Source organism: Enterococcus sp. 2G9_DIV0600 (assembly GCF_002140615.1).
Taxonomy (GTDB): Bacteria; Bacillota; Bacilli; order Lactobacillales; family Enterococcaceae; genus Enterococcus_D; species Enterococcus_D innesii.
On record NZ_NGLL01000001.1, the window covers coordinates 1,252,349 to 1,276,383 of the forward strand.

The following is a 24,035-nucleotide window of genomic DNA, read 5'->3' on the forward strand; positions in this document are numbered from 1 at the left end:
TTGGAGTGACATTGACGAAAAAGCTGAGCTCCGTTGGAAGATCAGCTTTTTTTGTTAGATAACATTACATAAATGTCCATTTAATAAGCGGCTAAATCGCACGATTGGTAACAGCAGCAAGCAACTGTTGGAGATCGTTTTTATGGTTCTGGTAACCGGCTTGTTCAATAACGACTAAGGTGTTTTTTAGAATCTCTTTGTTCAACTGAGCGGATTGCAAATACGAGTAAATTTCCTGATACAGCACTTGATGGATTTTCAAATAAAAATAGAGGGGTGTATTGGGGAGTGGTTCAGACAAGAGCAGAAACTTGTTTAGTAGATAGGCATCTTTATTTTCGCTGGCAAAGGCACAGCCGTTTAAGATCACGACACTTAACAGATTTGCATAAAATGGATCATTGGCGTAGTGAAGAATTTTTTTGATCCCATGATCTAAGTAATAACTGATCGTTTCTTGGTCAAAAATAAATAACAAATTTGAGAATAAATTTAACTCAAAGCGCCCCCAGGTTTCGATATCAAACAAGTATTGCTTTACCAGTTCGACTTCTTGGGTGTAAGCTCCTTGATTCATCAGAAATGATTCACGGTTGAGCAGCAGCAATCCTTGGACATACAAAGAATAATAGAAAAAATTTTGTGTCTCAAAGTAGCGTTTTTCCAGGCTAGTCAAGTAGTCGAGAGTCAGTGTTCGCTCATAGTAACGGGTATAGAAATCTTGCACCAGCTGACGTTTCTGATCCGTGACTTCGCTGTCGATCAACAGACTGAACTCATGAACCGTGATATTCATTTTGTCTAAGTAGTCAAATAGGGTTTGTGATGAGAGGTTTGTTTTACGATTTTCGAATGAAGAAAGGGTGGTGCGTGAGGAAATACCTTCGGCAAGCTTGGCTTGCGAGATTTTGCGATCTGTGCGCAGTTTTTTGATTAAAGAGCCTTGCTGTTTCATGGGGGACCTCCTTAATTGTGACGCATTTCTGAACAATGTGATTTTAATAACATGTTATCAAATATAATAAGGTATAGCAAATAATAAAGGAGGTAGTTTTTCATGGAATTTGAACCATTCGGCCCTTGGGAAATCAACCCATTTAAAAACTAGTACTGCCTTTTCTGCGAAACCTTATCGTTGACCTTTCAATGATAAGTCTTGTGACTGTTTCCTTTATGATAGGAACAGCATATTCCTCGCTCTCTGCGGTTTTTATCGCAGGATCGAGCAACATCTTGAAGAATCGAAAGGTTATTTGATTGCTTCCCCCTCTCAAAGACACCTTTTCGTTTGTGGAAGTCATGAAGCACATGAATCGCTAAAAGCGGTCAGTCACATTGAATGTCTGTCATGCACCAGACCTTCCCCAATTCTTTGTGATTGATCGTTTTTTGTAAAGCATCATCCTTCTAGCTATGACCGTAATGTACGAAGATTACGGTTTTTTTTTGTTGTGTGCTATTGGATAAAATCTGCAAGAGTTGTCACAGAGGGTTTATACAGAAAAACCCCTCACTATCAGTAAGAAAACTACGAGCAAATAAGAGTGAAACGAAGCCGAAAACGAAAAAAGAAAAACGTTTGCAAAAAAAGTGTTGACATTTTTTCTCAGAATGAGTACTATTATCTCAACGGAACATGAGAGTGTTCTCATTACTGGATTCGTTACTGTTCGGCAGGCAAGACCAGAGGAAAAAAGTGCGTTGATTACCCAAAGTTTCTTGGGTTGTACACTTTTTTGCTTTGGTCTTCTTTTTTTGCTCCATTATTTCTAATAGCTAAAAAAAGAACCGGTTCCAAGGTAAGGTCCAGTCATTGATCAGCAAAGGAGGGGAGAAGTAAAACGCAATGAACTGCCAGCTAGGTTTGACGATAGCCTGCAGCACTGTCTGGAGCAGTCAATCACCTCGTCACTTAACGGCACATCAGAGAAAGAAAAAAATACAAGACCTTCTGCATAGACGTCAAAGGATGCAACGTTTTTACGGGCTATGCTGATCAAGGAGGATCTTTCGTGAAGATTATCAAGAGGATCAACAACAATGTTGTACTTTCAAAAGAAGATGAAGTTGAAGTGATCCTAATGGGAAAAGGGATCGGCTTTCAAACGAAACCGGGTGACCCGATTCCAGCTGAGCGAATCGAAAAAAAATACTATCCAGAAGATGATTTGACAGTGGAACATATATCGAAAGTCATGACGAAGGCTGACGAAAAACAAATGGCCGTCATTTATGAAATCGTGCGTCTTTTTCGGGATAGTGTTGGAACCGATTTCAATCCAAATGTTTATTTCACACTGATGGATCATATCTTGTTTGCCATCAGTCGCCAAAAGCAAGAAATTGTTTTGACCAATCCCATGCATTGGGAAATCAAGAAAATCTATGCCAAGGAATATGCGGTCAGTGTCCAAGCGGTCGAGTTGATCCGCAAAGAGCTGTATCCCGATTTTTCACAAGAAGAAGCTGCGTTTATCACTTTGCATTTCGTCAATGCGCAAATTGAAAAAAGCGCCAATCAAAGTGCTTATGAGCACACCGAGTTGACGAACAATATTTTACGGATCGTTAAGTACAGCATGAACATCGAGTTTGATGAGAATTCTTCTTACTTCCAACGGTTCGTGACCCACATTCGCTATTATTTAATTCGACAAAGTCAAGAAAAAGAAGAGCCAGTATTGGCAAATCCAATGATTGCCTTGGCCTTCAGCAGCTATCCAAAAGAAAAAGAAACCGCAGATTCGATCAAAGAATACTTATTTGAACAAAAGGGCTGGCATGTCAACGATATGGAATTGATGTATTTGATTCTGCATATCGGTAACTTAGCCGCTCACTCAAAATTAACCTAAGAATGGAAATGGATTCGTTACAGTTCGGCTGGCAAGACCTGCACTTTCTTACAATACTAGATGAGGAAACCCGTCACTCTTTTTTTAGGGGATCTCTCATGCTTGTTTATTGTAGAAATGGCTGGTCTTTTTATTTTTATTAAATGACCAATAAAAAAGGAGCAATCAAAATGGCAAAATATACTGAATTAGCGCAAGACATTTTGGCCCACGTTGGTGGCAAAGAAAATGTCTCATCTGTAAAACACTGTGTGACTCGCTTACGGTTCCACTTAAAAGACGAAAGCAAAGCGGACACTGATTATTTGCAAAAACGTGACGGTGTCGTGACCGTCGTCAAAGCAGGCGGACAATACCAAGTCGTTATCGGCAATCATGTGCCAGATGTTTATGATGAAGTGTTGAAAGTCGGCGGATTAGCCGATGGCGGCAGTCTTGATATCGATGAAGGCGACGGGCAAAAAGGCAGCTTGTTTGACCGCTTTATCGATGTTATCTCAAGCCTGTTCCAACCGTTCTTAGGCCCATTAGCGGCAGCTGGTATCTTAAAAGGGATCACGGCGTTGCTGGCAGCAACTGGGATGGAAGCGACCAATGGTATCTATGTAGTAATGAATACTCTAGGCGATGGTTTGTTCCAATACTTACCAATGATCTTAGCCGTCACTGCAGCGAAGAAATTCAAGATGAATACCTATACAGCATTAGCGATCGCAGGGGCGATGGTCTATCCTGGCTTAGCAGAAAGCGTGGCTGAAGCGAGCAAAGTCTTCGGTCTAACCTTGACCTTGCCAGCAGGCGGCTACTTCAACAGCGTATTGCCAATTATTTTAGCGATTTTTGTCGCTTCAAAAATTGAACAGTTTATGCGCAAAGTCACACCTGACGTAGTCAAAATGTTTGTGGTTCCGTTTGTAACGATTTTGATCACTGTGCCGTTGACCTTCTTTGTGGTCGGTCCAGTCGCAAATACAGCCTCTAGCTGGATCGGTGTTGCTTTCCAAGCGGTGTACGATTTCAGCCCAATTATTTACGGCTTTGCTTTAGGGGCATTATGGCAAGTATTAGTTATGTTTGGTCTTCACTGGGGTCTTGTGCCATTGGCGATCATGGATATGGCGCAAAACGGCTCTTCGATTATTTTGACCGCAGCAGTGCTACCATGTTTCACGCAAACGGGTGTGTTAGCAGCGATTTGGTTGAAAACGAAAGAACCAAAAGTCAAACAAGGCGCAATGCCAGCTTTGATCTCATCAATCTTCGGTGTGACTGAACCTGCGATCTACGGGTACACGTTGCCAATGAAAACACCATTTATCGTTTCTTGTTTAGTTTCAGGTTTCGTCGGTATCTACTTGTCAATCTTTAACGTCACTGGTTATGCAATGGGTGGTATGGGGATCTTCTTGTATCCTGCATATATCGATCCAGCAACAGGCAGCTTCCATAGCGTCATTCACTTAGCCATCGGTACAGTGATTGCGATCGTAGCGTCATTTATCATCATGATGTTGTTGAAAGTACCAACATTGTATACAACTGTTGATTCACCAGTCGACGGTCAAGCAACACCAGCAGCGCCAGCGCCAGAAGCAAAAACTGTTTCTGCCAGCGTCAAAGATGAAACAGTCAAAAGCCCAGTAACTGGTCAAGTGGTTGCTTTAGCAGATGTGGAAGACAAAGTCTTTTCTTCAGGTGCTATGGGAAAAGGGATCGCAGTTGAACCAGCGATCGGTGAAATCACTGCGCCAGCAGATGCAGAAGTCAAAATCTTGTTTCCAACAAAACATGCCATTGGTTTAGTGACAGAAGATGGAACAGAACTATTGATCCACATCGGCATGAATACGGTAGAACTTGAAGGCAATCACTTTACTGCCTACATCAACCAAGGAGACAAAGTCAAAGCTGGTCAAAAATTGATTTCTTTTGATACAGAGGCGATTCGTGCGGAAGGCTATTCCTTGCTGACACCAGTCATCGTCACGAACTCTAACGACTACAGTGACATCCAAACGACACAGTCAAAAGAAGTAACAGCGCAGGACAATTTGATCGAAGTCGTAAAATAAATGCGTTTAACGGCACGTCGCAGGATCAGTAAGATTGCTTTCTTGCTGATCCACTGTGCCGATCAATGAGAAAAAAGAAAGTAGGCTAATCATGACAGAAAAACAATTTCCAAAAGGATTTTTATGGGGCGGCGCCACTGCAGCCAACCAATTTGAAGGAGCATGGAACGAAGGCGGACGTGGTCCAGCGACATCCGATACAGCGATTGCTGTCAAACCAGAAGACCGCAAAAACATGGCAGAATTTGCTGCACCAATGACTCGGGAAAAAGTCTTGTTTGCCTTAAATGACAAAGAAGGCTTGTATCCAAAACGTTGGGGGTCAGATTTCTACCATCGTTACAAAGAAGATATCGCCTTGTACGCAGAGATGGGCTTCAAAACCTTCCGTCTATCCATCGCTTGGTCAAGAATTTTTCCAAATGGTGACGATGCTCAGCCAAATGAAGAAGGCTTGCAATTTTATGACAATGTGTTTGATGAGTGTGCAAAATACGGGATCGAACCCTTAGTGACCCTCTCTCACTACGAAACACCTATTGGGATCGCGTTAAACTATGGCGGCTGGAAAAATCGTCAAGTAATCGATTTGTTTGTTAAATACGCAGAAACCGTCTTGACCCGTTACAAAGACAAAGTCAAATACTGGTTGACCTTCAATGAAATCAATATCATGGGGATCTCTGGCTATGTTGGCGGTGCTTTATTATCCGAAGATGGCACGCAAAACCTTTCTGACATGTATCAAGCTGTGCATCATCAATTTGTGGCTTCTAGTTTAGCAACAAAATTTGCCCACGAGATCAATCCTGACATCAAAGTAGGAATGATGTTGGCACGAATGCAAGCTTACCCAGCTACACCAAATCCAGCAGATGTGATGGAAGAAATCAAGCGTGACCACGAGAATCTCTTCTTCTCTGATGTCCAAGTTCGTGGGAAGTATCCCGCACATATGAAGCGCTTCTTTAAAGAAAACGGCATCGAAGTGACCTTCGAAGACGGCGATTTAGACATTCTTGCGCAATACCCTGTCGACTTCATGTCCTTTTCTTACTACATGAGTTCTATTGCTCGCCACAATCCTGAAGAAGGCGGCGAAGCAACTGCTGGCAACTTTTCTTTAGGCGAATCAAACCCTTACTTGGAAGCCTCTGACTGGGGGTGGCAAATCGATCCAATCGGCTTGCGTGTGACTTTGAATAACTTGTACGACCGCTACCAAGTACCGTTGTTTATCGTTGAAAACGGCTTAGGTGCCTTGGATACGGTGGAAGAGGATGGTTCGATCCATGACAGCTATCGTATCGATTATTTGAAGGCGCATATCGAACAGATGTATGAAGCAATCGAAGATGGTGTGGAATTGATGGGCTATACGCCTTGGGGTTGTACCGACTTAGTATCGGCTTCCACGTCAGAAATGTCGAAGCGCTACGGCTTTGTCTATGTAGATGCGGATGATGAAGGAAACGGCAGCTTTGACCGTTCCCGCAAAGATAGTTTCTACTGGTACAAAGAAGTCATTGCTACCAATGGCGGTAGTTTGTTACAGGATTAAAATAAACCAAAGCGGCTCTCACCAAAGAGAGCCGCTTTTTTGTTGTGCTCAGTAAAAAAAGAAAAGAAAGGGGGTTAGCAGCTGCCATGCTAGAAAGATCAATGAAACAGTCAACGCCCATTTTTTCATTTTTAATTTAGGCACAACGGATTCGGGCATCAAATAGACAAAAGAGAATACTGTAAGAAAAAACAACAGGGTCAGTGGTTGGATAATAAAGGTGAGCCAATTCATAGAGCACGCTCCTTTCAAGAGTGTTGGCGGTTTTTTGTTATGTGTTTTAAATTACAATTTAATTATATATTTAATCCATCAAGGAGACAAGGTGCTTATGGGAGTAGTGATCGTTTGAAAGAAGGAGATAGACAAACGATTGGCATCTCATTGAACTTAAGTTCAAAATCTAACAGAGTAACGGAGTATGCTTAAGGATAAAATCAGAGCCCTCAATAAAAAACCCCTTTTCAGGGGATGCTGGTGGTTAGAACTATTGGAAGAAACCGCATATTTGATGGAGCTACGTGTCCTTAGTTGCTGAATGCACGACCTGTGTAAGTGTGCAGTCAGCAACCACCAGTCAACGTTTTCTAGTTCGTAAGTAAAAAATATAGCCGAGGAGACTAGCGGAAAGCAAAAATCCTAGGAAATAAAAGATTAACAGTGCATCAGCCATCTCATAGGAATACTCTAAAATCTTACAAACAAAGATCACTAAAGAAACCGTGATGGATAAGGAAACCCATGTGAAACGCGGCAATCGTTTCGTTACGATGATCAATCCTAACGAAAAAAAGATGACTGGTACCCAAAAGATCAAGCGAGCAAGTTGGATCATTTTATCTCTCCTCATTCAAATTGATTTGAGTAAAAGGATAGCTTACAACATTTGTTATTAAAAATAATAACCCTTGCTGATGAGGCGTAGTGAAGAAAAACGTGTGTTAACTTAAAGCGTGAGCGTAATATTTTTCTTTAAATTCTTTTGGTGTTTGCCCAGTAACGGCCTTGAAATTACGGATAAAATGGCTTTGATTCGCGAATGCCAACTGGGTGCTGATTTTCTCGTAGGAATAATCGGTGAACAGCAATAGATGTTTGGCTTCACTGATTTTTCGTTCTTGAATGTAATTGTGGATCGTTTTGTTCATTTCTTTTTTGAACTGATTGCATAGATGCGTCTTATGTTTTTCAGTAATGGCAGCGAGGTCATCAATGGTCACTTTTTCATAGAGATGGCTATCAATATAATTAACGATCGTTTTGACCAATAGTGATTTTTTTGCCAATGGATAGCTATGCAAAAGTTCCATAAAACGATAAGTTGCTTCTTTGATATAGCGGAGGCATTCTTCGGCAGAATGAATATAAACTAGTCCTTGAATCAAAGAGTCGGATAAACCAAATGCTTGGTTGACTGGTACGCCTTCATCAATGCTCATGCGGGTCACGACAGCGACAAAGGCTGAGAACTTTAGCTTCAAGCTTTCAAGTTCATAAGGGGAGAGAGAAACACTATAAGTCTCTTTCATTTTGTTAAATACCCAAACCACTTTTTCAGGCTCGTTTCGCTTGATGTAATCAAGATAACGCAATTCAAAATGATAAGAATCAAAGGTGGCTTCATGCACACGACGTTCATAAAGATTGGTTTCCAGACTCAGATCCGTTTGCATTGATCGATCGTGGGGATCATTTTGGTAATGCCAATGGATTTGGTCTTTTTCCAGTGGCCGCTCCACAAACAGCGTATAAAGCAGCTGGATGTATTCTTCAAAGGAGTATGTATCTTCTTTGGAATAATGCACATTATAGTGGTATTCATGTTCAAGAAACGTGTAAGACGTCTCGGGTGTGCCGATCACGCCACAGGGACCGATGACCATATAACAGGTTCTTCCGGCTAACTGAAACGCAAAACACCCCAGCATATATTTTCCAAAATGATAGAGGTTGGCAACTGGGCCATTCGTTTCTTCCAAATAGTGTTTGAGGGGATTGTTGGATGTTAAGGTCAGTGAGGGATATAAAGGAGTCCCGTCTTGGTCCAAGAGGATCATGGGAATCAAGTATTTGCGATAAAGCAGATCCATTACGGTGGTCAGCGTTGTTTTATTCATGGAAACACCTCAAAGTTTAGTCGTATTTTTCTTTTAGTATAACGTAATTTTTTTCGTATTCAATAAATATATTGCTATAAATACTAGTTTTTTAGTATATATAAGATTTCTTTCCTTCTATAATTCAGTTAAATAAAACGGTTACAGAAAGGATCAAACATGGATAGTGAAAAATTGAAAGAGTTGTTTCAGCAACTAACTCCTGAAGAAAAAATCGCCCAGACGATTCAACTAAATGGGAGTCTGGTCATCGAAAATGAGGTGATGACTACTGGCCCGATGCAAGATTTGGGGCTTCCACCACATTTGAAGATTCACGAGATTGGTTCGATTTATAATGTGAACGATTACCAAAAATTGATTCAGTTACAGAGGGAAACGTTAGCACACAGCCGACTCAAGATTCCTATGCTGTTTATGTCGGACGTCATCTACGGGTTTCGGACCATTTTTCCGATTCCCCTTGCCCAAGCAGGTTCCTACGATTTTGATTTGATCGAGCAAGCCGCTGAGATGACCGCCAAAGAATGTTACCAAAATGGTCTTCATGTTATTTTTTCACCCATGCTGGATCTTGTTCGGGATCCTCGTTGGGGCAGAGTAATGGAGTCGCCAGGAGAGGATGTGTATACGGCAAAGCGTTTTGCCCGAAGTGTCGTGACGGGCTATCAAGGCGATCTCACCCATGGACTGGCAGAAAATCACGTAGCTGCCTGCATCAAACATTTTGCTGGCTATGGTGCACCAGAAGCGGGTAGAGAATACAATACAGTCGATATGTCCAATCAGCGCTTATTCAATGAATACTTGCAACCGTATCAGGCGGCGATCGAAGCTCAAGCATTGCTGGTGATGACGGCCTTCAATGTACTGAATGGTGAGCCCGCAACTGGCAGTCGCTGGCTGAACCGAGAGATTTTACGCGAACGTTTCGGTTTTGATGGGGTACTGGTCTCCGATCATGCAGCCATCAAGGAATTGGTCCCTCATGGGTTTGCCAAAGATGAACGAGAAGCCGCCCAAAAAGGTTTGGAAGCAGGCGTCGATTTTGATATGATGACTTCGGTCTATGCAACTCACTTACCAGAACTGATCAAACAACCTGAACTTGCGGCTTTATTAGATGAAGCAGTTTGGCGTATTCTGGTATTAAAAAATCAACTAGGACTGTTTGAAAATCCTTATCGAGGGTTGAGAACGCAGCAGACTGGGGAAGTTTTATCGGATGAAGCCAAAGAGCTAGCCGTTAAGCTAGTAGAAAAAAGCTGTGTGTTGTTAAAAAATGATGGCAGCTTACCTTTGAAAAAAGACCAGACCGTCGCTGTGATCGGTCCTTATGGAGAAAGCCGGTTGACCTTAGGATTTTGGGCATCCGTCAGTGGCAAGCCACAAGACACGATTCCTTTAAAAACCGGTTTGTTGCAACATTTCGCAGCTGAGAACCTGATCTTTGCCCGCGGATACAATTTGTTTGATTCTTATGAGCAATTCGGTCCTTTAAAAGCCGGCATCGAGCAGCTGAATGGACCAATCGAACCAGAAGATCAGCTGCTTGTGGAAGCCGTCAAAGCGGCTGAGGCAGCAGAGGTCATCGTCTTGACCTTTGGAGAACAATTTATGGAGAGCGGCGAAGGTGCATCAAAAGCTCATTTGCAGCTACCGCTGAAACAAATTCGCTTGATCCAAGCGTTGAAAAAGACTGGTAAGCCTTTGATCGGCGTGCTTTACACTGGCAGGCCTCTCGTCTTGACTCAAGTGGAGCCGCTGTTTGACAGCCTACTGCTAGTTTGGTATCCGGGAACGATGGGTGGGATCGGAATTGCCAATCTGCTGAGTGGTCAGGCTTCTCCGACAGCAAAACTGTCCATGACCTTTCCTCGCAGTGTAGGGCAGATCCCAATACACAGTGCCCAGCTGCCAACGGGGAGACCTTTGACAGCTAGTGAGCATTCTGATCGCTTTTTGTCAAAATACCGCGATGAATCAAATGGACCCTTATTCGCATTCGGGACAGGTCTCAGTTATGGTACGTTTACTGGTGAATGGCTAGAGAGTGCGGTCCTCAGTGAAACGATCCAACTGGACTATCGCATCAAAAATCAAGCGGAAGTAGCTGGAGAAACCGTCGTTCAGATTTATCTATTGCAGCGCCCTGCATCGATGGTTCGTCCAAGTCGACAATTGATTGCGAGTGACCTCGTCTTATTGGCACCCCAAGAAGACAAAGAGAAAAGATTGTCGTTGCCGATATCAGTACTCGGATTTTATGACAATCAAGGGGCAAAACACTTATCTAATGGTACCTATCGATTCCTGATGCGGATCGATCAAAAAGAAACGTTGCTTACCGTAACCATATAAATTGAAGGAGTGAGAGAAAATGGAAAAATTAGAAGCATTTTTAAGTAGCAAACTATTACCAATGTCACAAAAATTGCAGCAAAACAAAGTCTTGGCGGCTTTGATGGAAGGGTTCATTCGAACAAGTCCCATCACTTTAGGGATCGCCTTTATCACAATCGTGGGTAACTTTCCGATTCCCGGTTGGACAGACTATTTGACGAAAATTGGCATCTTTCAACATGTTGAAGCGATCACCAACGGAGCAACTGGCGTCTTTGCATTGTATGTCGTATACAGTTTGGCGTATTCTTACGCAAAACAGTTGGGAAGCAACGAACGCAACTCAGCGATTATTTCTTTAGCTAGTTTCATCATGTTGATGCCCCAAACGGTGGCAACGACCGTCATGCAAGATGGCCAAGCAGTGGAACAAACGATCGGAGCTTTGAAGCTTGATTTTCTAGGCGGACAAGGATTGTTTATCGGCATGCTGACGGCTTTATTGGCGACACGTTTCTATGCTTTCCTATCAAGAAAAAATATCATGATCAAGCTACCGGATAGTGTTCCCCCAATGGTAACCCAATCCTTAGCACCAGTGTTTGTGGTCACGATTATTTTTGTCGTCGTTTTTGTCATACGCGTCTTATTTGGGTTTACTTCATCAGGCTCGATTTTCCAATTCTTTATTGATGTAATTAATGCACCGTTAAATTCATTGGTTGCTAGCCCATTATCCATCATCATCATTATGGAATTATTAGCCGTCTTATGGTTCTTTGGGATCCATAACGCAGTCTTACAAGGGCCGCTTGGGGCGATTAGCATGACCATGGTCGTTTCAAATATTGCCGCCTACCAACAAGGCCAAGCGTTGCCTTATCTGATTCCTTCTGTGATCTACATGGGGATGTATGCTGCCGGCTTCATGGGCTTTGTCACCTTTTTTATGATCCGCAGCAAATCGGCAAAAATGAAACAACTAGGAAAGTTGTCATTTATCCCATCGATCTTTAACATCACGGAACCGATCATGTTTGGGATGCCGATTATTTTGAATCCCTTGTTCTTTATCCCACAGGTATTCACACAACTGATTGCTGGGTTCGTGACCTGGGGATTGGCGACAACGATTTTGCCTATTAGCTTGAATCCTACTATGAGCTTGTTGCCGTGGACGACACCGACCTTCATCAAAATGCCGTTTTCAGGAGGGCTCAATTACACGATCTTGATGGTCATCTGTATGCTGATTGGGATTGTTATGTGGTATCCATTCTTAAAAATTGCCGACAAGAAAGAGTATGAATTAGAACTGGCTGCTGAAAAAAAGCAAGCAAGTGAAGCAACAGGAATGACAGAAAAAATCACCGAAGAAGTACAAGCGTAAACAAAGGAAGTGGCACAATTGGTTTATTTAGGAATTGATATCGGCGGGACGCACATCAAAACGGGATGGGTCAAAAACAACGAGGTCAATGAAAGACAGTGTTTTCCCACCCCGACAACACTGAAGGCATTTAATGAAACCATCAAAATGATCCTCCAGACCTATGCTCGTCAAGATTCTTTCACCAAAGTAGCTATCGCAGTTCCTGGTTCCGTCGATGAAACAGGGACGGTCTTCTTTGGCGGCGCCCTGCCGTACCTCGATGGGGTGAACTTACCCGATTTGCTTTGCCAGTTAAGTGAAGAAAAGGTGACAACCATTACGGTCGAAAATGACGCAAAGGCCGCAGTGTTAGGAGAAATGAAAGCTGGAAATCTGCAAGGCATTCAAAATGGTGCGGCGATTATTTTAGGAACGGGTGTTGGTGTCGGAATTTGCCTTGATGGAAAGCTCTATCGTGGAAATCGCGGTCAAGCAGGGGAGGTCAGTTTCATGATCCGTGATCGGCGAATCATGGACAGAAATTCCTTCGTTGGGGTCGGTCTTTCCGCCGTCGGCTTGATTGAGCGTTTGGCTGCTTGTTTGAAGGTAACAGCTGATGGCCCGCTGGTTTTCGAAACGCTTGAAAAAACCAGTGACCCTGAAGCAGAGGCATTGCTTTCGACCTATACCCAAGAAGTCGCCGTCTTATGTTTTGATCTTCAGTGTCTATTGGGACTGGAGAAAATCGTTATCGGTGGCGGTATCAGTCGTCAGCCGCGTGTGATCGATGCCATAACCACCAGCTATCAAGGAATTTTTAAAACGGCACCAATCATTGAAAAAACACTACAACCAGTTGCGATCCAAGCCGCTTATTTTCAAGCGGATGCCAATTTGATCGGTGCAGTTAAGGAGGAACCTTGGAATGAGTAATTTTCCAGAAGCATTTTTGTGGGGAGCATCCACTAGTGCTTATCAAGTAGAGGGCGCATGGGCAGAAGACGGCAAGGGTCCCTCAGTGCAAGACATCAAAGAGATTCCACAAGGGACTACTGATTTTAAAGTAGCATCAGATCACTATCACCGATATGAAGAAGATGTGAAATTGTTTAAAGAATTAGGGTTAAAAGCCTATCGTTTTTCCATCTCATGGAGCCGAGTCATGCCCGATGGTAAAGTCAACCCAGCAGGATTGGCGTTTTATCAGAAGTTGATCGACCTTTTACTTGAAAATGAGATCCAACCAATCGTAACAGTCTTTCATTTTGATCTGCCCCTTGCCATTGCCGAAGAAGGTGGTTGGGAAAACCGAGCAACGATCCAAGCATTTGCTGATTATTGCCAAGTGCTGTTCGAGAACTTTGGTCAACAAGTCCCACTATGGCAAACCATCAATGAACAAAATGTGATGGCGCTTGCTGGTTCGGTCATTGGTACGAGTCAAAAATCCATGAAAGAAAAATTTCAAGAAAATCATCATATGCTGGTGGCACAAGCATTGGTTACTCAGCAATTTCATGCAGGCAATTTTAGCGGCAGGATTGGCCCGGCACCGAATATCGCCAGCGTCTATCCTGCATCTGAAAAACCAGCCGATCAGCTGGCAGCTCTTTATATGAGTGCCCTGAGAAATTGGTTGTTCCTAGATGTCGCTGTTTTCGGTACGTACAATCATAACGCATGGCATTTATTAGAGACGATTGGCGCAGCACCCACAGTGACCGAAGCAGATCGAAAGATTTTGGCAGCGGGTACCTGTGACTATATTGCATTGAATTACTACAACACGATGACCGTCAGCAGTTATTTTCAAAAAGAGACAAAACTCGATCAACAGTCTGGTTTTGGAATTCCCGGTTTTTTTCAAGCAGTAGAAAACACTCATTTGCCCATGACTGAATTTGGCTGGCCCATTGATCCTTAAGGCTTTCGCTTTACGTTGAATGAAATTTATTCCCGCTATCGTCTGCCTCTCTTGATCACGGAAAACGGCATCGGTGCCAAAGATGTTTTGACAACCGATGGTAAAATTCACGATGATTATCGCATCGACTATTTGCAACAGCACATTGAACAAATGGCACTCGCGATCGAAGATGGTGTCGATGTGATCGGCTATTGTCCGTGGAGTGCCATCGATCTAGTCAGTACTCATGAAGGCATCGCTAAACGTTACGGATTTATCTATGTCAATCGCACGGATGAGCAGCTGCTGGACTTGGCGCGATACAAGAAAGACAGTTTTTATTGGTATCAAAACGTCATCGATAAAAACGGGTTAGGAGAGTAAGCGGTGTTTATTCAGGAATATCTATTTGATCAAGAAGCACAAGCCGGGTTGACGGTTTATCTGCACGAGGAAAAAGCGGAGTATGATCGGGTGGGGGATCGACCGTTTGTCTTGGTGATCCCTGGCGGCGGCTACTCCTTTTGCAGTGAGCGAGAAGCCGAGCCGATCGCTTTAAATTTTGCTGCCCAAGGCTTTCACGCCGGGGTCTTACGCTATCATGTGGGGGTCCATCGCAGTTTCAGCCTTTCCTTAGTAGATGCCGAAAAAGCGATTGCTAAAATCCAAGAACTAACCAGTGAATGGAGAATCGACGCCGAAAAAATCGCTGTGATCGGTTTTTCGGCCGGCGGTCATCTAGCGGCGGCGCTATCGACGATCTCCCATATGAAACCAAGTTTATGCCTGTTAGGCTATCCAGCGATTTTGTCCTCATTTGCCACAGTCATGCAGATCGACGCGCCTTCATTAAATGAATGTGTCACGAAAGATACGCCGCCCACCTTTTTGTTTTCAACCTATGAAGACAATGTTGTTCCTATCGAAAACTCGCTGGCCTACCTACAAGCCCTAGAAGAGCATGAGGTCCCTTTTGAAAGTCATATTTTCCAAAAAGGACGTCACGGTCTTTCTTTGGCAACCGAACGCTTTGGCAATCGTAAAGAAATGGTCGATCCGCGCTTTGCTCGCTGGTTTGATGAATGCGTCGAATGGCTAGAGTTGAATTGGGCAGAAAAGGTTACTAAACCAGCTTTGCTGCCTGATCTTGGCCAGTGGCCGATTCGGGTATTGTTCGACTCAGATGAAAACAAACGCTTGCTGTTGCAGGCTTTTCCATCATGGGCAGACAAAAGTCGTTTAAAAATCGTAAAGAATATCAGCCTGCAGCAGTTATTAGCAATCATGCCGGAAGCATTTGAGCAAGTTTCCTATCAAGCCCTTGTTGCACGGCTGACTGATCCTAGAAAGGAAGAAGAAGCATGAAGGCAATCCTTGTACATGAAAGTTATAAGGCATCAACGGCGTTGCTAACCCAGGAGCCGCAACCCATTACCACGCTATCAGCTGTTCGCAACAGCCACGCTGCTTGTCAGCTGTTGCTACACGATGGCAAACTGAATCATTACATCATCGGAGAAGAATTTTCGATTCCCGATGAAATTGAGATTCCAATGATCCGCATTGAAATCATCAGCGAATTGCCGGTCAAAGCGCAATTCATCGATTATTATGTCGGTCAGCAGGAATTGGCGTACGCCGATAAATTGCTTGAACAAACTGCCAAAACCTATCCTGGCGATCGCTTTGCGCCTCTTTATTTGGAGTGGCAGATCGATGAGACGATCAAACCACAAGCATATCCCGTGAAAATCAAGGTCTATCGGGCACACTTGACTAGCCATGAGGAATGCTTGTTAGAAAAGAACCTAACGATTGAAGTGGATGGCTTTACTTTTCCAAAAGACTATTTAGAGACGTTCAACTTAAATATGTGGCAGCAGCCCAGCAATTTGGCTCGCACCTTTGACGTTCCGTTATGGAGCGATGCCCACTTTGACTTGATCAAGGAAATGGCTGAGAGTCTCGCTGCGATCGGACAAAAAGCAATTACAGTGATCGCCGGAGAGATCCCATGGAAGGGCTGGTTCAATTACATCGTCAAAGATTATCCTGCTAATTTATATGAGTATTCGATGGTCAAGGTCAAAAAGACGCCAGACGGAGAACTGTCCTGCGATTTTTCTGTGCTGACGCGTTACTTGGATTGTTTTTTTGCTGCGGGTATCAAAGAAGAAATTGATGTGTTTGGTTTATTAGGGGTCTGGGAGCCGCCATTTTTCCCGCTGGTCAACTTGGACCATCCAGAAAAGTTGGTGATTCGCTTTTACGATGAGGGAAAAGGCACCTTTGGCTTTCTCAATCAAAAAGCTGATTTGCAGGAGTATCTACGCCAAGTATTTGATTATTTTAAAGGGAAGAATCTATGGGAGAAGGTTCGCATCGTTTCTGACGAACCGAAGAAACAGCAAATCGACAGTTTCCGAGCCTCGTTAGCGGTCTTAAAAGAAATTGATCCGTCGATCCAGATCAAAGCTGCTTTTGATAAAGAAGACGTATTGTTTGAGCTGCTGCCAGTGATCGATCATCCTGTCACTTCCTATTACTGTACTTGCAACCATTACGAATCACTGATAAAAAGCCATCCAGGGAAGATGCAGTACTATGTCTGCAATTATCCCGACAAACCGAATACCTTTTTGCATAGTCCCTTGTTAGAAACGCGAATGCAAGGAATCTTATCGTATCAGTTCAAAACAGACGGCTTCCTGCGTTGGGCATACAATTGCTGGCCAGAACAGGCTCGGACCGATATTCGATACAATACGAGCTCACTACCGATCGGTGATCTTTGCTTCGTCTATCCTGGCAATCATGGACATATATTGCTGTCACTAAGATATAAGCAACTCCAACGGGGAATTGAAGATTTTTATCTTATGAAGACAGCCCAAGCTGCTCAACCGAAGCAAACGGACGCCTTAGTAGCAGATTTTCTTAAAGTTACAGACACCAAACACTGGATGAGCGACAGCCACCACAGTCATCCCGATGTTTTTCTACAGACCGCCGAGGAGATGGAGGCGTTTCGTCAGGCACTTCGCGCACTTTTGGTAAAATAGACATTTTTAAACGTCACCATTGATGAGTCATTTCCTAAAAGAATGGATCATCGATGGTGACGTTTTCGATTGTGATCTAGGGTGATTTCCAGCATGAATAAAGCTCCTTTTCCTCTGGGCTTCATTTGTTCTACTGAGCGTTTCGTTTCTCATTCCCTCCATCTTCCTTTACACTTTTAAGTAAGGTCATAAGAAAATATGGCAAATTGAAGTAGAAATAATCAAGGAGGAAACGAGCATGTCAGAAAAAATCAACAATCCGTTAACGAAGTATTATGATGGCAAATTTGAAAAACAGGTGCAAGAAGCACCGGCGATTCAAGGGAAGATGCAGCCAGTACCTGATTGCGGGGAAGAAAGCTACGCTGGTTCAGGCAAATTAACTGGACGCAAAGCATTAGTGACCGGTGGTGATTCTGGTATTGGTCGAGCTGCAGCCATCGCTTTTGCCAAAGAAGGCGCCGATGTGGCAATCAACTATCTTCCTTTTGAAGAAGAAGACGCGCAAGAAGTTAAAGCAGTCATCGAGAAAGCTGGACGCAAAGCAGTCTTGATCCCAGGAGACTTAAAAGATGAGACCTTCGCTCGTCAATTGGTTCATGAAGCAGCCAAAGAATTAGGCGGTTTAGACACGTTAGTTCTAAATGCTGGGATGCAACAAGCGGTGAAGGACATCAAAGAGTTGACTACGCAACAAATTCAAGACACCTTTACAACAAATATCATTTCCATGTATTGGACTGTTCAAGAAGCATTGGATTATTTGCCAGCCGGTGGAAGCATTATCACCACCACTTCGATCCAAAGTGCGGAACCAAGTGCCCATCTGTTAGACTATGCAGCCACGAAAGGTGCCATTACTTCTTTTAGTAAGGGGTTAGCTGCGCAATTAAGTGAAAAAGGCATTCGAGTCAATACTGTTGCGCCTGGTCCAATCTGGACGCCACTTCAAATTTCTGGTGGTCAACCACAATCTGCGATCCCAGAATTTGGTCAAAAAGAATTGATGAAACGTGCCGGTCAACCGGTGGAATTAGCACCCGTTTACGTTTTCTTAGCTTCTGATGAAGCAAGTTATGTAACTGGTCAAGTGTACAGTGTAACTGGTGGTAGCTTCTTCGCTTAATATTGTCAGGACTAAAAATAGTAGTAAAAAAGCTCGAGCAAAGGTGCTCGGGCTTTTTTTTGCGGATGTAAATGGAATCGGCAGCTTACTTCTCTTGTTTCGCAAACATCTTTGTCATCATTTGTTGATTGATTTTTGCAAAAATCGCTGCCCACTCTTGTTCATCTTGCAGGTTTGACAGCAAGACTAATTTTTCGGAGAACATCACTTCTTCATAATTATCCGTGATCAATAAATCGGCGGCTTCCATTTGCTTGACGAAAGTCACAGAAGCTTTAGCATAAATCGAACGAATCCTCGTCTCAATCATTTGCTTTGTGCGGTATTGGATCGTCGTTTGAATATAGATCGATACGGTAGGGGGCGTGTTCATCAGTGTTTCCAAATATAAGAGATGAGCCAGATAAGACAATTGTGTCTGTTTAAAATAGTCTTTATCCAGGTCGGCAAATGGGTAGTTTTCAACGTGGGTCAGTAAAAGTTGGCTGATGGCCTCATAGGTCTCGTCATTTGTTGGAGCGTTTTCCGTCAGCATTTCGTGTTCTAGCTGCCAAACCTCCAAGAGATCGATCCCAATAATGATCGATAGGTTGAAGACTAGCAGGCAACTGCTCAAAAGCTTTTCGAATTCGGCTTTTCCCTGATTAGGAGCAAAGGTAGTATGCCAATCTTCGATCATAGTAGTGAAAAAACAGACAAGATCCGTTTTAGAGTACTTAATTGCTTGAATAATGGCTTGTGTTTTCTCTTGGGGAACAACCCCCGGTAAAAAGACATGGAGGAAGAAATTCAAGTACAGATACTCTGATCGACGCGTTTTGTCTGAAACATACTCAGCACTTAAGAAGAGTGAGTCAAGAATATCTGCTGGTAAAAAGCAGTAGAATTCCATCATCTCCAAATACTTATCAGGGATTATTGGCAGATATTTTCTTTTGATACTGCGGCCGACAACGGTTTGCCAAAATGCAGCTAATTTGTTTTTTGTTAGTTGATCAAAAGCCGAAGTTTCAAAATAGGCGGTAAACTTGGCGGTCTCTTTTGGAGAGATACTTGACAAAAGCCACAATTCAGCAGGGGCACTTTGAGTTAAAAAGCTATAAATAAAAATACGGATATCAAGTTCCTTGCCCGCTAATTCAATCCGATTTTGGTGATCTGTTCGGATAACAATCTGAAACTTTTCTAGTAATTGATTGACTTTCTTGATCAAGCGGTACACATGAGACTGACTAATGTGTAAATCAAGGCATAGCTGTGTGAGGGTTGTTTGGTTACGGCCAATCAATGAATGGATAAAGTGATATTGTGTGGAGATGAGCAAATAATGATACATCAGCTTGGAATAAAAAGGTTGCTCTTCTTCCTCACCACAATCCACAAAATATTGATTGTAATTGTTTTTATTCAAAAGTAACGTTGGTGAAAGTTGCTGCAAATCTTCGTTTAAAAAATAGATGTACTTTTGTAAGCTTTTTAATGGGATCTTTAGGGCTTCTGAGAGTTTAACGAGTGTTACTCCATTCGAATTACACACATACTTGAAAATAGCTAATTTCTTTTCTTCTGCGGGAGAAATAAATTCTCGATACATAAGGCATTCTCCTTTTTGGCGTTTTTTTTACGCTAAATCTGTGAACCGTATGATAACCATGATGGATTATACTTATAATAGATGAGAATAAGATGAAAAAATACAAACTAAATTATTATTTTTTATCGGTGCTTTTTTCATCCATCGACTACTCATCAAAAAAGGAAGGAAGAGATAAAAATGAAGAAAAAGGCGGGAGTATTAGGTTTAATCGGTATCAGTTTGGCACTATCACCTGTTAGGGCATTTGCGGCGGAAGCGAATCCGACTGCTTCAATGACCAGCCAGGCAACAATAACCATCGAACAAGGAATCTTATCGTTAGATCAAGTGACGAATTTTGATTTTGGTACTACAAGCATCAAAGATATTGCGACAGGCGATCAAGTGCTTACCACTGCAACGAATGAGGCAACGTCAATTACCGATTATCGTGGACCCAATGAAGCTGGCTGGCAGTTGACTGCTCAATTATCAAAAATGACGAATGCTGCAAACAATGAACTTGTAAATGCAAAAGTCACCCTCAATGGGTCAATTGATTCCGGCGATGCCTCCCTCGTCTCAGGAACAGAATTGATGGTAGGGGCAACAGATCCTACGCTGATTGCTAGTGCTAATGGAACGACGGGTCTGGCAACAAATGATTTTGATTTTACAAGTGCAACCTTGACGATTCCAAAACAAAACGTCAATAGTGGTGCTTATAGCGGCACGATTACTTGGACATTATCAAATACTTATCAAGCAGAATAACAAAGGAAGGGCGACAATGAAAAAACAAATCAAGTGGTTGGTACTCATCAGCTTTTTTATTAGTCTGTTTTGCTTTATAAAAGTTACCGGTTATGCACAAACGACGCGGTTCACAGTAACCTCAGAACTTCCCCAAAATCAACTTAGCGATGTCAGTTACTTTGACTTACTGGTAACGGATGAGACCAAACAGGATTTGACTGTTGCCCTTCATAATACAAGCTCAGAGACACTAACGATACGGGCAGCGGCTCTGAATAGCTTCACTGCTTCCAGCGGCATCATTGCTTATCAAGAAGAGAAAACCGCCGAAGAGAATGAAGGAATCTCGTTTACGACATTGATCAGCAATCCTTCTCAGACGGTAGAGCTGAAGCCTGGTGAAACGAGACAGATCACTTTTTTACTATCAATGGATAAAAGAAAATTCAATGGTGAGATATTAGGGGTCTTTTCCTTCGAAGAAGAACTGCCAGAAACAGTCGATCGGCAAGAAACGAATCTCCAAGCAAATTATAAAATTCAACAAGGCGTACGCTTGCGTCAACGTATCGATTCATTGCCTCTACCTGAATTGGACTTGATTGAGACGAAAGCAAAAGAGCGAAATGGTGTAGCTACACTTATGAGTCGTATCCGCAATAACCAACCGACGGCTTTTGGTAAGATTGCTGTAACAACGACGATCCGTGAAAAAGAAAGCAATACTCGAGTTGGCGGTTTTTCTGCCGAAAATTTTCAGATGGCACCGAATTCCATTCTCTCTCTTTTCAGTGAATTTGATCAAGAGATTCTTGAACCAGGTACTTATACTTTGCGGATCGAACTTACTGCCCCAAAAGGAAGTTGGGTCTTTGATGACACGATCGTGATTGATCGCGCAGTGGCAAACCAAGTCAATCAAAAAACCATGCTAGGTGCAGCGTCCCTGAAAAACAACGTTTGGCTTTGGATCGTCGGACTGCTTTTGTTCCTAGTTATTCTGCTACTTGTTCTGTTGTTCCTGTGGTACATACGACAAAAAAAGGACAAAGGCTCAAGCGATGACCCGATAGAGTGAGGTTTGTAAAGGGAGAGAAAGTGGAGGTTAGCTATGAAAAAGTTCGGCATTAAGGGATGGTTATGTGTATTCTTGTTTAGTGTATTCTTGTTTAGCTTTGGATCAGTAAAAATCTATGCTTCGATCGTGGCCCCCAATTTTCCAACTTTGCCAATTGATGATTCGCTGATTACCCACGTTGGACAAGCGGGGGCGCCTCAAGGGGAGCCGGGATTCAATTACGTTCAAATCAATGATGGCACAACCACAAACTCAAGTGGCGGTGTCTGGTTCAATAAACCCGTTTCCTTTACAAGATCCTTTCGCTTGGAGATGGCTTTTTTTATCGACAATACGGATACAGACAGTGATGGATTGACATTTGTTATGCAAAGTAGTGGGTTAAACGCATTGGCTAACCAAGCCGGTCCCACCATTGGCGTTTGGGCAGATGTCGGAGGAACAGATCCGCTAAGTTCTGGGGCGATCCCGCAAAGTTTTGCGATTGAATTTGACACGTATTATAACAATACTACCACTGTCTTAGGCGGGAGCATGCTGGACCGAGATGTGCCCAACAGCCATCATATTGCATGGAATTTTCCTGGTTCAAATGATGCTTATACGACTGATGGGTGGTTGATTATTGACAAAGTTTTAAATCATCGTGATACGGTATCCGTCTCAGATATTTCAGATGGTCAATGGCATCTCTTTACAGTCGTGTTTGATCAGCCTAATCAAACACTACAATACACAGTCCCAGATTTTGGGGTCGATGTCATAGTACCTGTGGATGATACCTTTAAAGCAAATCTAAATTTAACTAATAACGCACCGGTTTACTTCGGTTTTACTGGTGCGAATGGTGGTTATGTTCAAGAGAAGGCGGTGGCATTCGTCGACGTCGAAGGATTGGTCGATATGACGATACGAACGGGTGTGTTTGAAAAGGAGCCAGTGAAATTGTTGCTGGATACTGAGACGAACCTGACCCAGCCAGCCATCGTCGATAACAGCAAGACGATCACCTATGCGACCTATCTTTCCTACAAGGACACCAGCGATTTAGCTGATTTAGAATCAGGCATCACGCTTTCCAGTCTTTTTCCGGAGGGCTTGTCTCTCGTACCGGAAGCTGTTTATTTCGGTAAGGCCAGCGAAATTATGGTCAATGGTCTGCCGGAAGGCGGAACCGCCTTACCCTTTGTCATTGAAAATGGGCAGTTAATTACGACACTGCCTGATATGGTCAAAGGAAACGACTACATTGTTCATTTTTCCGTCAATTACACAGAAGCTCCGATCGATGAGAATCTGGATACCATCATTCCTGTCCAAACGATTTTTAATGGGAATGCCTTTGTCTCTAGTTTGACCTCGGGGGATCCAGAAACCCACTATTATCAAATGACCGGAAACTTTCCGCCGAGCTTGACCACAGGTTTGGTGTCGTTAACAGAAGCAAAAGCAAACCGACAGATCGTGCGACAAAAGCGTAATTGTTATCTACCAATTACGATCGAGGACCAAAACTCGACTCAAGCCAAAGTGTACGCTACGGATTTTTTTACTGAAGAAACGGCTATCACTGAAGATGATTTTTCAGAGGTGGCACTCATTGAACGAAGTGCAATAACCGAGCCTTTGACGGATACATTGATGTTGGATACCGATGCGTTGGCACCGGGTACGACGTATTATCTGGCGGTTTATGTGATCGACACGGAAGGGAATCGATCGGAGACACGTTTTTATGGCATCGACTTTCGTGGGATCGTGGAATTTCACCAGGCGCCTACCTCAATCAATGGAACTGTAGTCACTGTAAATGAGCTGGCGCGTTCCATCAGAGACGATGGCTATGCTTATCTAGCACTTTCTTATGACGAAGAACCACCTCTTTTATCAATCACGAATACTAGTGAGGGAACTTGGCAATTAAATGGTCAGATGACGGATTTTTTGCAAGAGCAACAACTGCTGGCGGATGAAGTCCAATTGGTTCTCTATGATCCGGAGACCAATCAGCTGATGGCTTCCATAACCTCTGAGGAACAAGTGATTTTTCAACAGCAACCAACAGGCGAAGCAAATTTAACGGTTGATCTTAAAGAATACGATTGTTACTTTCGCTTTGTTCCCAAAATGGAGCTAATTTCACCCGGAACTTATACAGGCGCTATCAATTGGCGGTTGGAAAGTACGATCATCGATGAATAGCAAAAAAAA

Annotated in this window: 17 protein-coding genes and 1 pseudogene; 13 read left to right on the top strand and 5 right to left on the bottom strand. The window is 43.0% G+C overall.

Annotated features, from left to right (window positions below; all coding sequences use genetic code 11):
- Positions 1–91 precede the first annotated feature (91 nt).
- Positions 92–955, bottom strand: a complete 864-nt coding sequence (locus A5870_RS05950; protein WP_010747920.1) for a helix-turn-helix domain-containing protein — start codon at positions 953–955, stop codon at positions 92–94.
- A gap of 1,057 nt (positions 956–2,012) precedes the next feature.
- Here A5870_RS05950 and A5870_RS05965 point away from each other — a divergent pair.
- From A5870_RS05965 to A5870_RS05975, 3 genes are all read left to right on the top strand, one after another.
- Positions 2,013–2,855, top strand: a complete 843-nt coding sequence (locus A5870_RS05965; RefSeq protein WP_081116752.1) for a PRD domain-containing protein — start codon at positions 2,013–2,015, stop codon at positions 2,853–2,855.
- 170 nt (positions 2,856–3,025) lie between these two features.
- Positions 3,026–4,927, top strand: a complete 1,902-nt coding sequence (locus A5870_RS05970) for a beta-glucoside-specific PTS transporter subunit IIABC (RefSeq protein ID WP_034868462.1) — start codon at positions 3,026–3,028, stop codon at positions 4,925–4,927.
- Positions 4,928–5,018: 91 nt separating this feature from the next.
- Entirely contained in the window at positions 5,019–6,488 is a 1,470-nt protein-coding gene (locus tag A5870_RS05975; RefSeq protein WP_086292112.1) for a glycoside hydrolase family 1 protein, read from the top strand.
- Positions 6,489–6,536: 48 nt separating this feature from the next.
- Here the strand turns inward: A5870_RS05975 and A5870_RS05980 are convergent, their stop codons facing one another.
- From A5870_RS05980 to A5870_RS05990, 3 genes are all read right to left on the bottom strand, one after another.
- Positions 6,537–6,722, bottom strand: coding sequence for a hypothetical protein (locus A5870_RS05980; protein ID WP_086292113.1), 186 nt, complete (start codon positions 6,720–6,722; stop codon positions 6,537–6,539).
- 343 nt (positions 6,723–7,065) lie between these two features.
- The gene (locus A5870_RS05985; RefSeq protein ID WP_086292114.1) at positions 7,066–7,323 is read right to left on the bottom strand and encodes a hypothetical protein; all 258 of its coding nucleotides are present in this window, start codon (positions 7,321–7,323) and stop codon (positions 7,066–7,068) included.
- Between the two features lie 106 nt (positions 7,324–7,429).
- Positions 7,430–8,605 carry a helix-turn-helix domain-containing protein gene (locus A5870_RS05990; RefSeq protein WP_086292115.1) on the bottom strand — a complete coding sequence of 392 codons (1,176 nt, stop codon included), beginning with the start codon at positions 8,603–8,605 and terminating at the stop codon, positions 7,430–7,432.
- A 159-nt stretch (positions 8,606–8,764) separates the two neighbouring features.
- Between A5870_RS05990 and A5870_RS05995 the strand changes: the two genes are divergently transcribed.
- The 7 genes and pseudogenes from A5870_RS05995 to A5870_RS06025 all read left to right on the top strand — a co-directional run bounded on the left by A5870_RS05995 (position 8,765) and on the right by A5870_RS06025 (position 18,414).
- Entirely contained in the window at positions 8,765–10,966 is a 2,202-nt protein-coding gene (locus A5870_RS05995; RefSeq protein ID WP_086292116.1) for a glycoside hydrolase family 3 N-terminal domain-containing protein, read from the top strand.
- A gap of 19 nt (positions 10,967–10,985) precedes the next feature.
- Complete coding sequence (locus A5870_RS06000; RefSeq protein ID WP_086292117.1) at positions 10,986–12,338, top strand: PTS sugar transporter subunit IIC; 1,353 nt, start codon at positions 10,986–10,988, stop codon at positions 12,336–12,338.
- Between the two features lie 9 nt (positions 12,339–12,347).
- Positions 12,348–13,253, top strand: coding sequence for an ROK family protein (locus A5870_RS06005; RefSeq protein ID WP_081117996.1), 906 nt, complete (start codon positions 12,348–12,350; stop codon positions 13,251–13,253).
- Positions 13,246–14,610: pseudogene (locus tag A5870_RS06010) on the top strand (glycoside hydrolase family 1 protein). Before A5870_RS06005 ends, A5870_RS06010 begins: the two are co-directional and overlap by 8 nt.
- Before the next feature lie 3 nt (positions 14,611–14,613).
- Positions 14,614–15,591, top strand: a complete 978-nt coding sequence (locus tag A5870_RS06015; protein ID WP_086292118.1) for an alpha/beta hydrolase — start codon at positions 14,614–14,616, stop codon at positions 15,589–15,591.
- Positions 15,588–17,288: a DUF4091 domain-containing protein gene (locus A5870_RS06020; RefSeq protein WP_086292119.1), complete on the top strand. Its 1,701-nt coding sequence runs from the start codon at positions 15,588–15,590 to the stop codon at positions 17,286–17,288. The genes A5870_RS06015 and A5870_RS06020 overlap by 4 nt, the downstream gene beginning before the upstream one ends.
- A 238-nt stretch (positions 17,289–17,526) precedes the next feature.
- On the top strand, positions 17,527–18,414 hold the full coding sequence (locus tag A5870_RS06025) for an SDR family oxidoreductase (protein WP_077454560.1): 888 nt from the start codon (positions 17,527–17,529) through the stop codon (positions 18,412–18,414).
- 85 nt (positions 18,415–18,499) lie between these two features.
- Here the strand turns inward: A5870_RS06025 and A5870_RS06030 are convergent, their stop codons facing one another.
- On the bottom strand, positions 18,500–20,008 hold the full coding sequence (locus A5870_RS06030) for a helix-turn-helix domain-containing protein (RefSeq protein WP_086292120.1): 1,509 nt from the start codon (positions 20,006–20,008) through the stop codon (positions 18,500–18,502).
- Between the two features lie 180 nt (positions 20,009–20,188).
- Between A5870_RS06030 and A5870_RS06035 the strand changes: the two genes are divergently transcribed.
- The 3 genes from A5870_RS06035 to A5870_RS06045 are packed head-to-tail and all read left to right on the top strand — an operon-like array spanning position 20,189 to position 24,026.
- On the top strand, positions 20,189–20,764 hold the full coding sequence (locus A5870_RS06035; RefSeq protein WP_086292121.1) for a WxL domain-containing protein: 576 nt from the start codon (positions 20,189–20,191) through the stop codon (positions 20,762–20,764).
- A gap of 16 nt (positions 20,765–20,780) precedes the next feature.
- Positions 20,781–21,824 carry a DUF916 and DUF3324 domain-containing protein gene (locus A5870_RS06040; protein ID WP_086292122.1) on the top strand — a complete coding sequence of 348 codons (1,044 nt, stop codon included), beginning with the start codon at positions 20,781–20,783 and terminating at the stop codon, positions 21,822–21,824.
- 33 nt (positions 21,825–21,857) lie between these two features.
- A complete protein-coding gene (locus A5870_RS06045; RefSeq protein ID WP_086292123.1) occupies positions 21,858–24,026 on the top strand; it encodes an L-type lectin-domain containing protein in 2,169 nt (722 codons plus the stop codon).
- The last annotated feature ends 9 nt before the right edge of the window (positions 24,027–24,035 follow it).

Bases quoted from the DNA above. Each gene is read 5' to 3' on its own strand.
- A5870_RS05975 (WP_086292112.1), top strand. From the start codon at position 5,019: ATGACAGAAAAACAATTTCCAAAAGGATTTTTATGGGGCGGCGCCACT.
- A5870_RS05980 (WP_086292113.1), bottom strand. From the start codon at position 6,722: ATGAATTGGCTCACCTTTATTATCCAACCACTGACCCTGTTGTTTTTT.
- A5870_RS06040 (WP_086292122.1), top strand. From the start codon at position 20,781: ATGAAAAAACAAATCAAGTGGTTGGTACTCATCAGCTTTTTTATTAGT.
- A5870_RS05995 (WP_086292116.1), top strand. From the start codon at position 8,765: ATGGATAGTGAAAAATTGAAAGAGTTGTTTCAGCAACTAACTCCTGAA.
- A5870_RS05950 (WP_010747920.1), bottom strand. From the start codon at position 955: ATGAAACAGCAAGGCTCTTTAATCAAAAAACTGCGCACAGATCGCAAA.
- A5870_RS05990 (WP_086292115.1), bottom strand. From the start codon at position 8,605: ATGAATAAAACAACGCTGACCACCGTAATGGATCTGCTTTATCGCAAA.
- A5870_RS06000 (WP_086292117.1), top strand. From the start codon at position 10,986: ATGGAAAAATTAGAAGCATTTTTAAGTAGCAAACTATTACCAATGTCA.
- A5870_RS06045 (WP_086292123.1), top strand. From the start codon at position 21,858: ATGAAAAAGTTCGGCATTAAGGGATGGTTATGTGTATTCTTGTTTAGT.
- A5870_RS06025 (WP_077454560.1), top strand. From the start codon at position 17,527: ATGTCAGAAAAAATCAACAATCCGTTAACGAAGTATTATGATGGCAAA.
- A5870_RS06035 (WP_086292121.1), top strand. From the start codon at position 20,189: ATGAAGAAAAAGGCGGGAGTATTAGGTTTAATCGGTATCAGTTTGGCA.
- A5870_RS05985 (WP_086292114.1), bottom strand. From the start codon at position 7,323: ATGATCCAACTTGCTCGCTTGATCTTTTGGGTACCAGTCATCTTTTTT.
- A5870_RS05970 (WP_034868462.1), top strand. From the start codon at position 3,026: ATGGCAAAATATACTGAATTAGCGCAAGACATTTTGGCCCACGTTGGT.
- A5870_RS06020 (WP_086292119.1), top strand. From the start codon at position 15,588: ATGAAGGCAATCCTTGTACATGAAAGTTATAAGGCATCAACGGCGTTG.
- A5870_RS06030 (WP_086292120.1), bottom strand. From the start codon at position 20,008: ATGTATCGAGAATTTATTTCTCCCGCAGAAGAAAAGAAATTAGCTATT.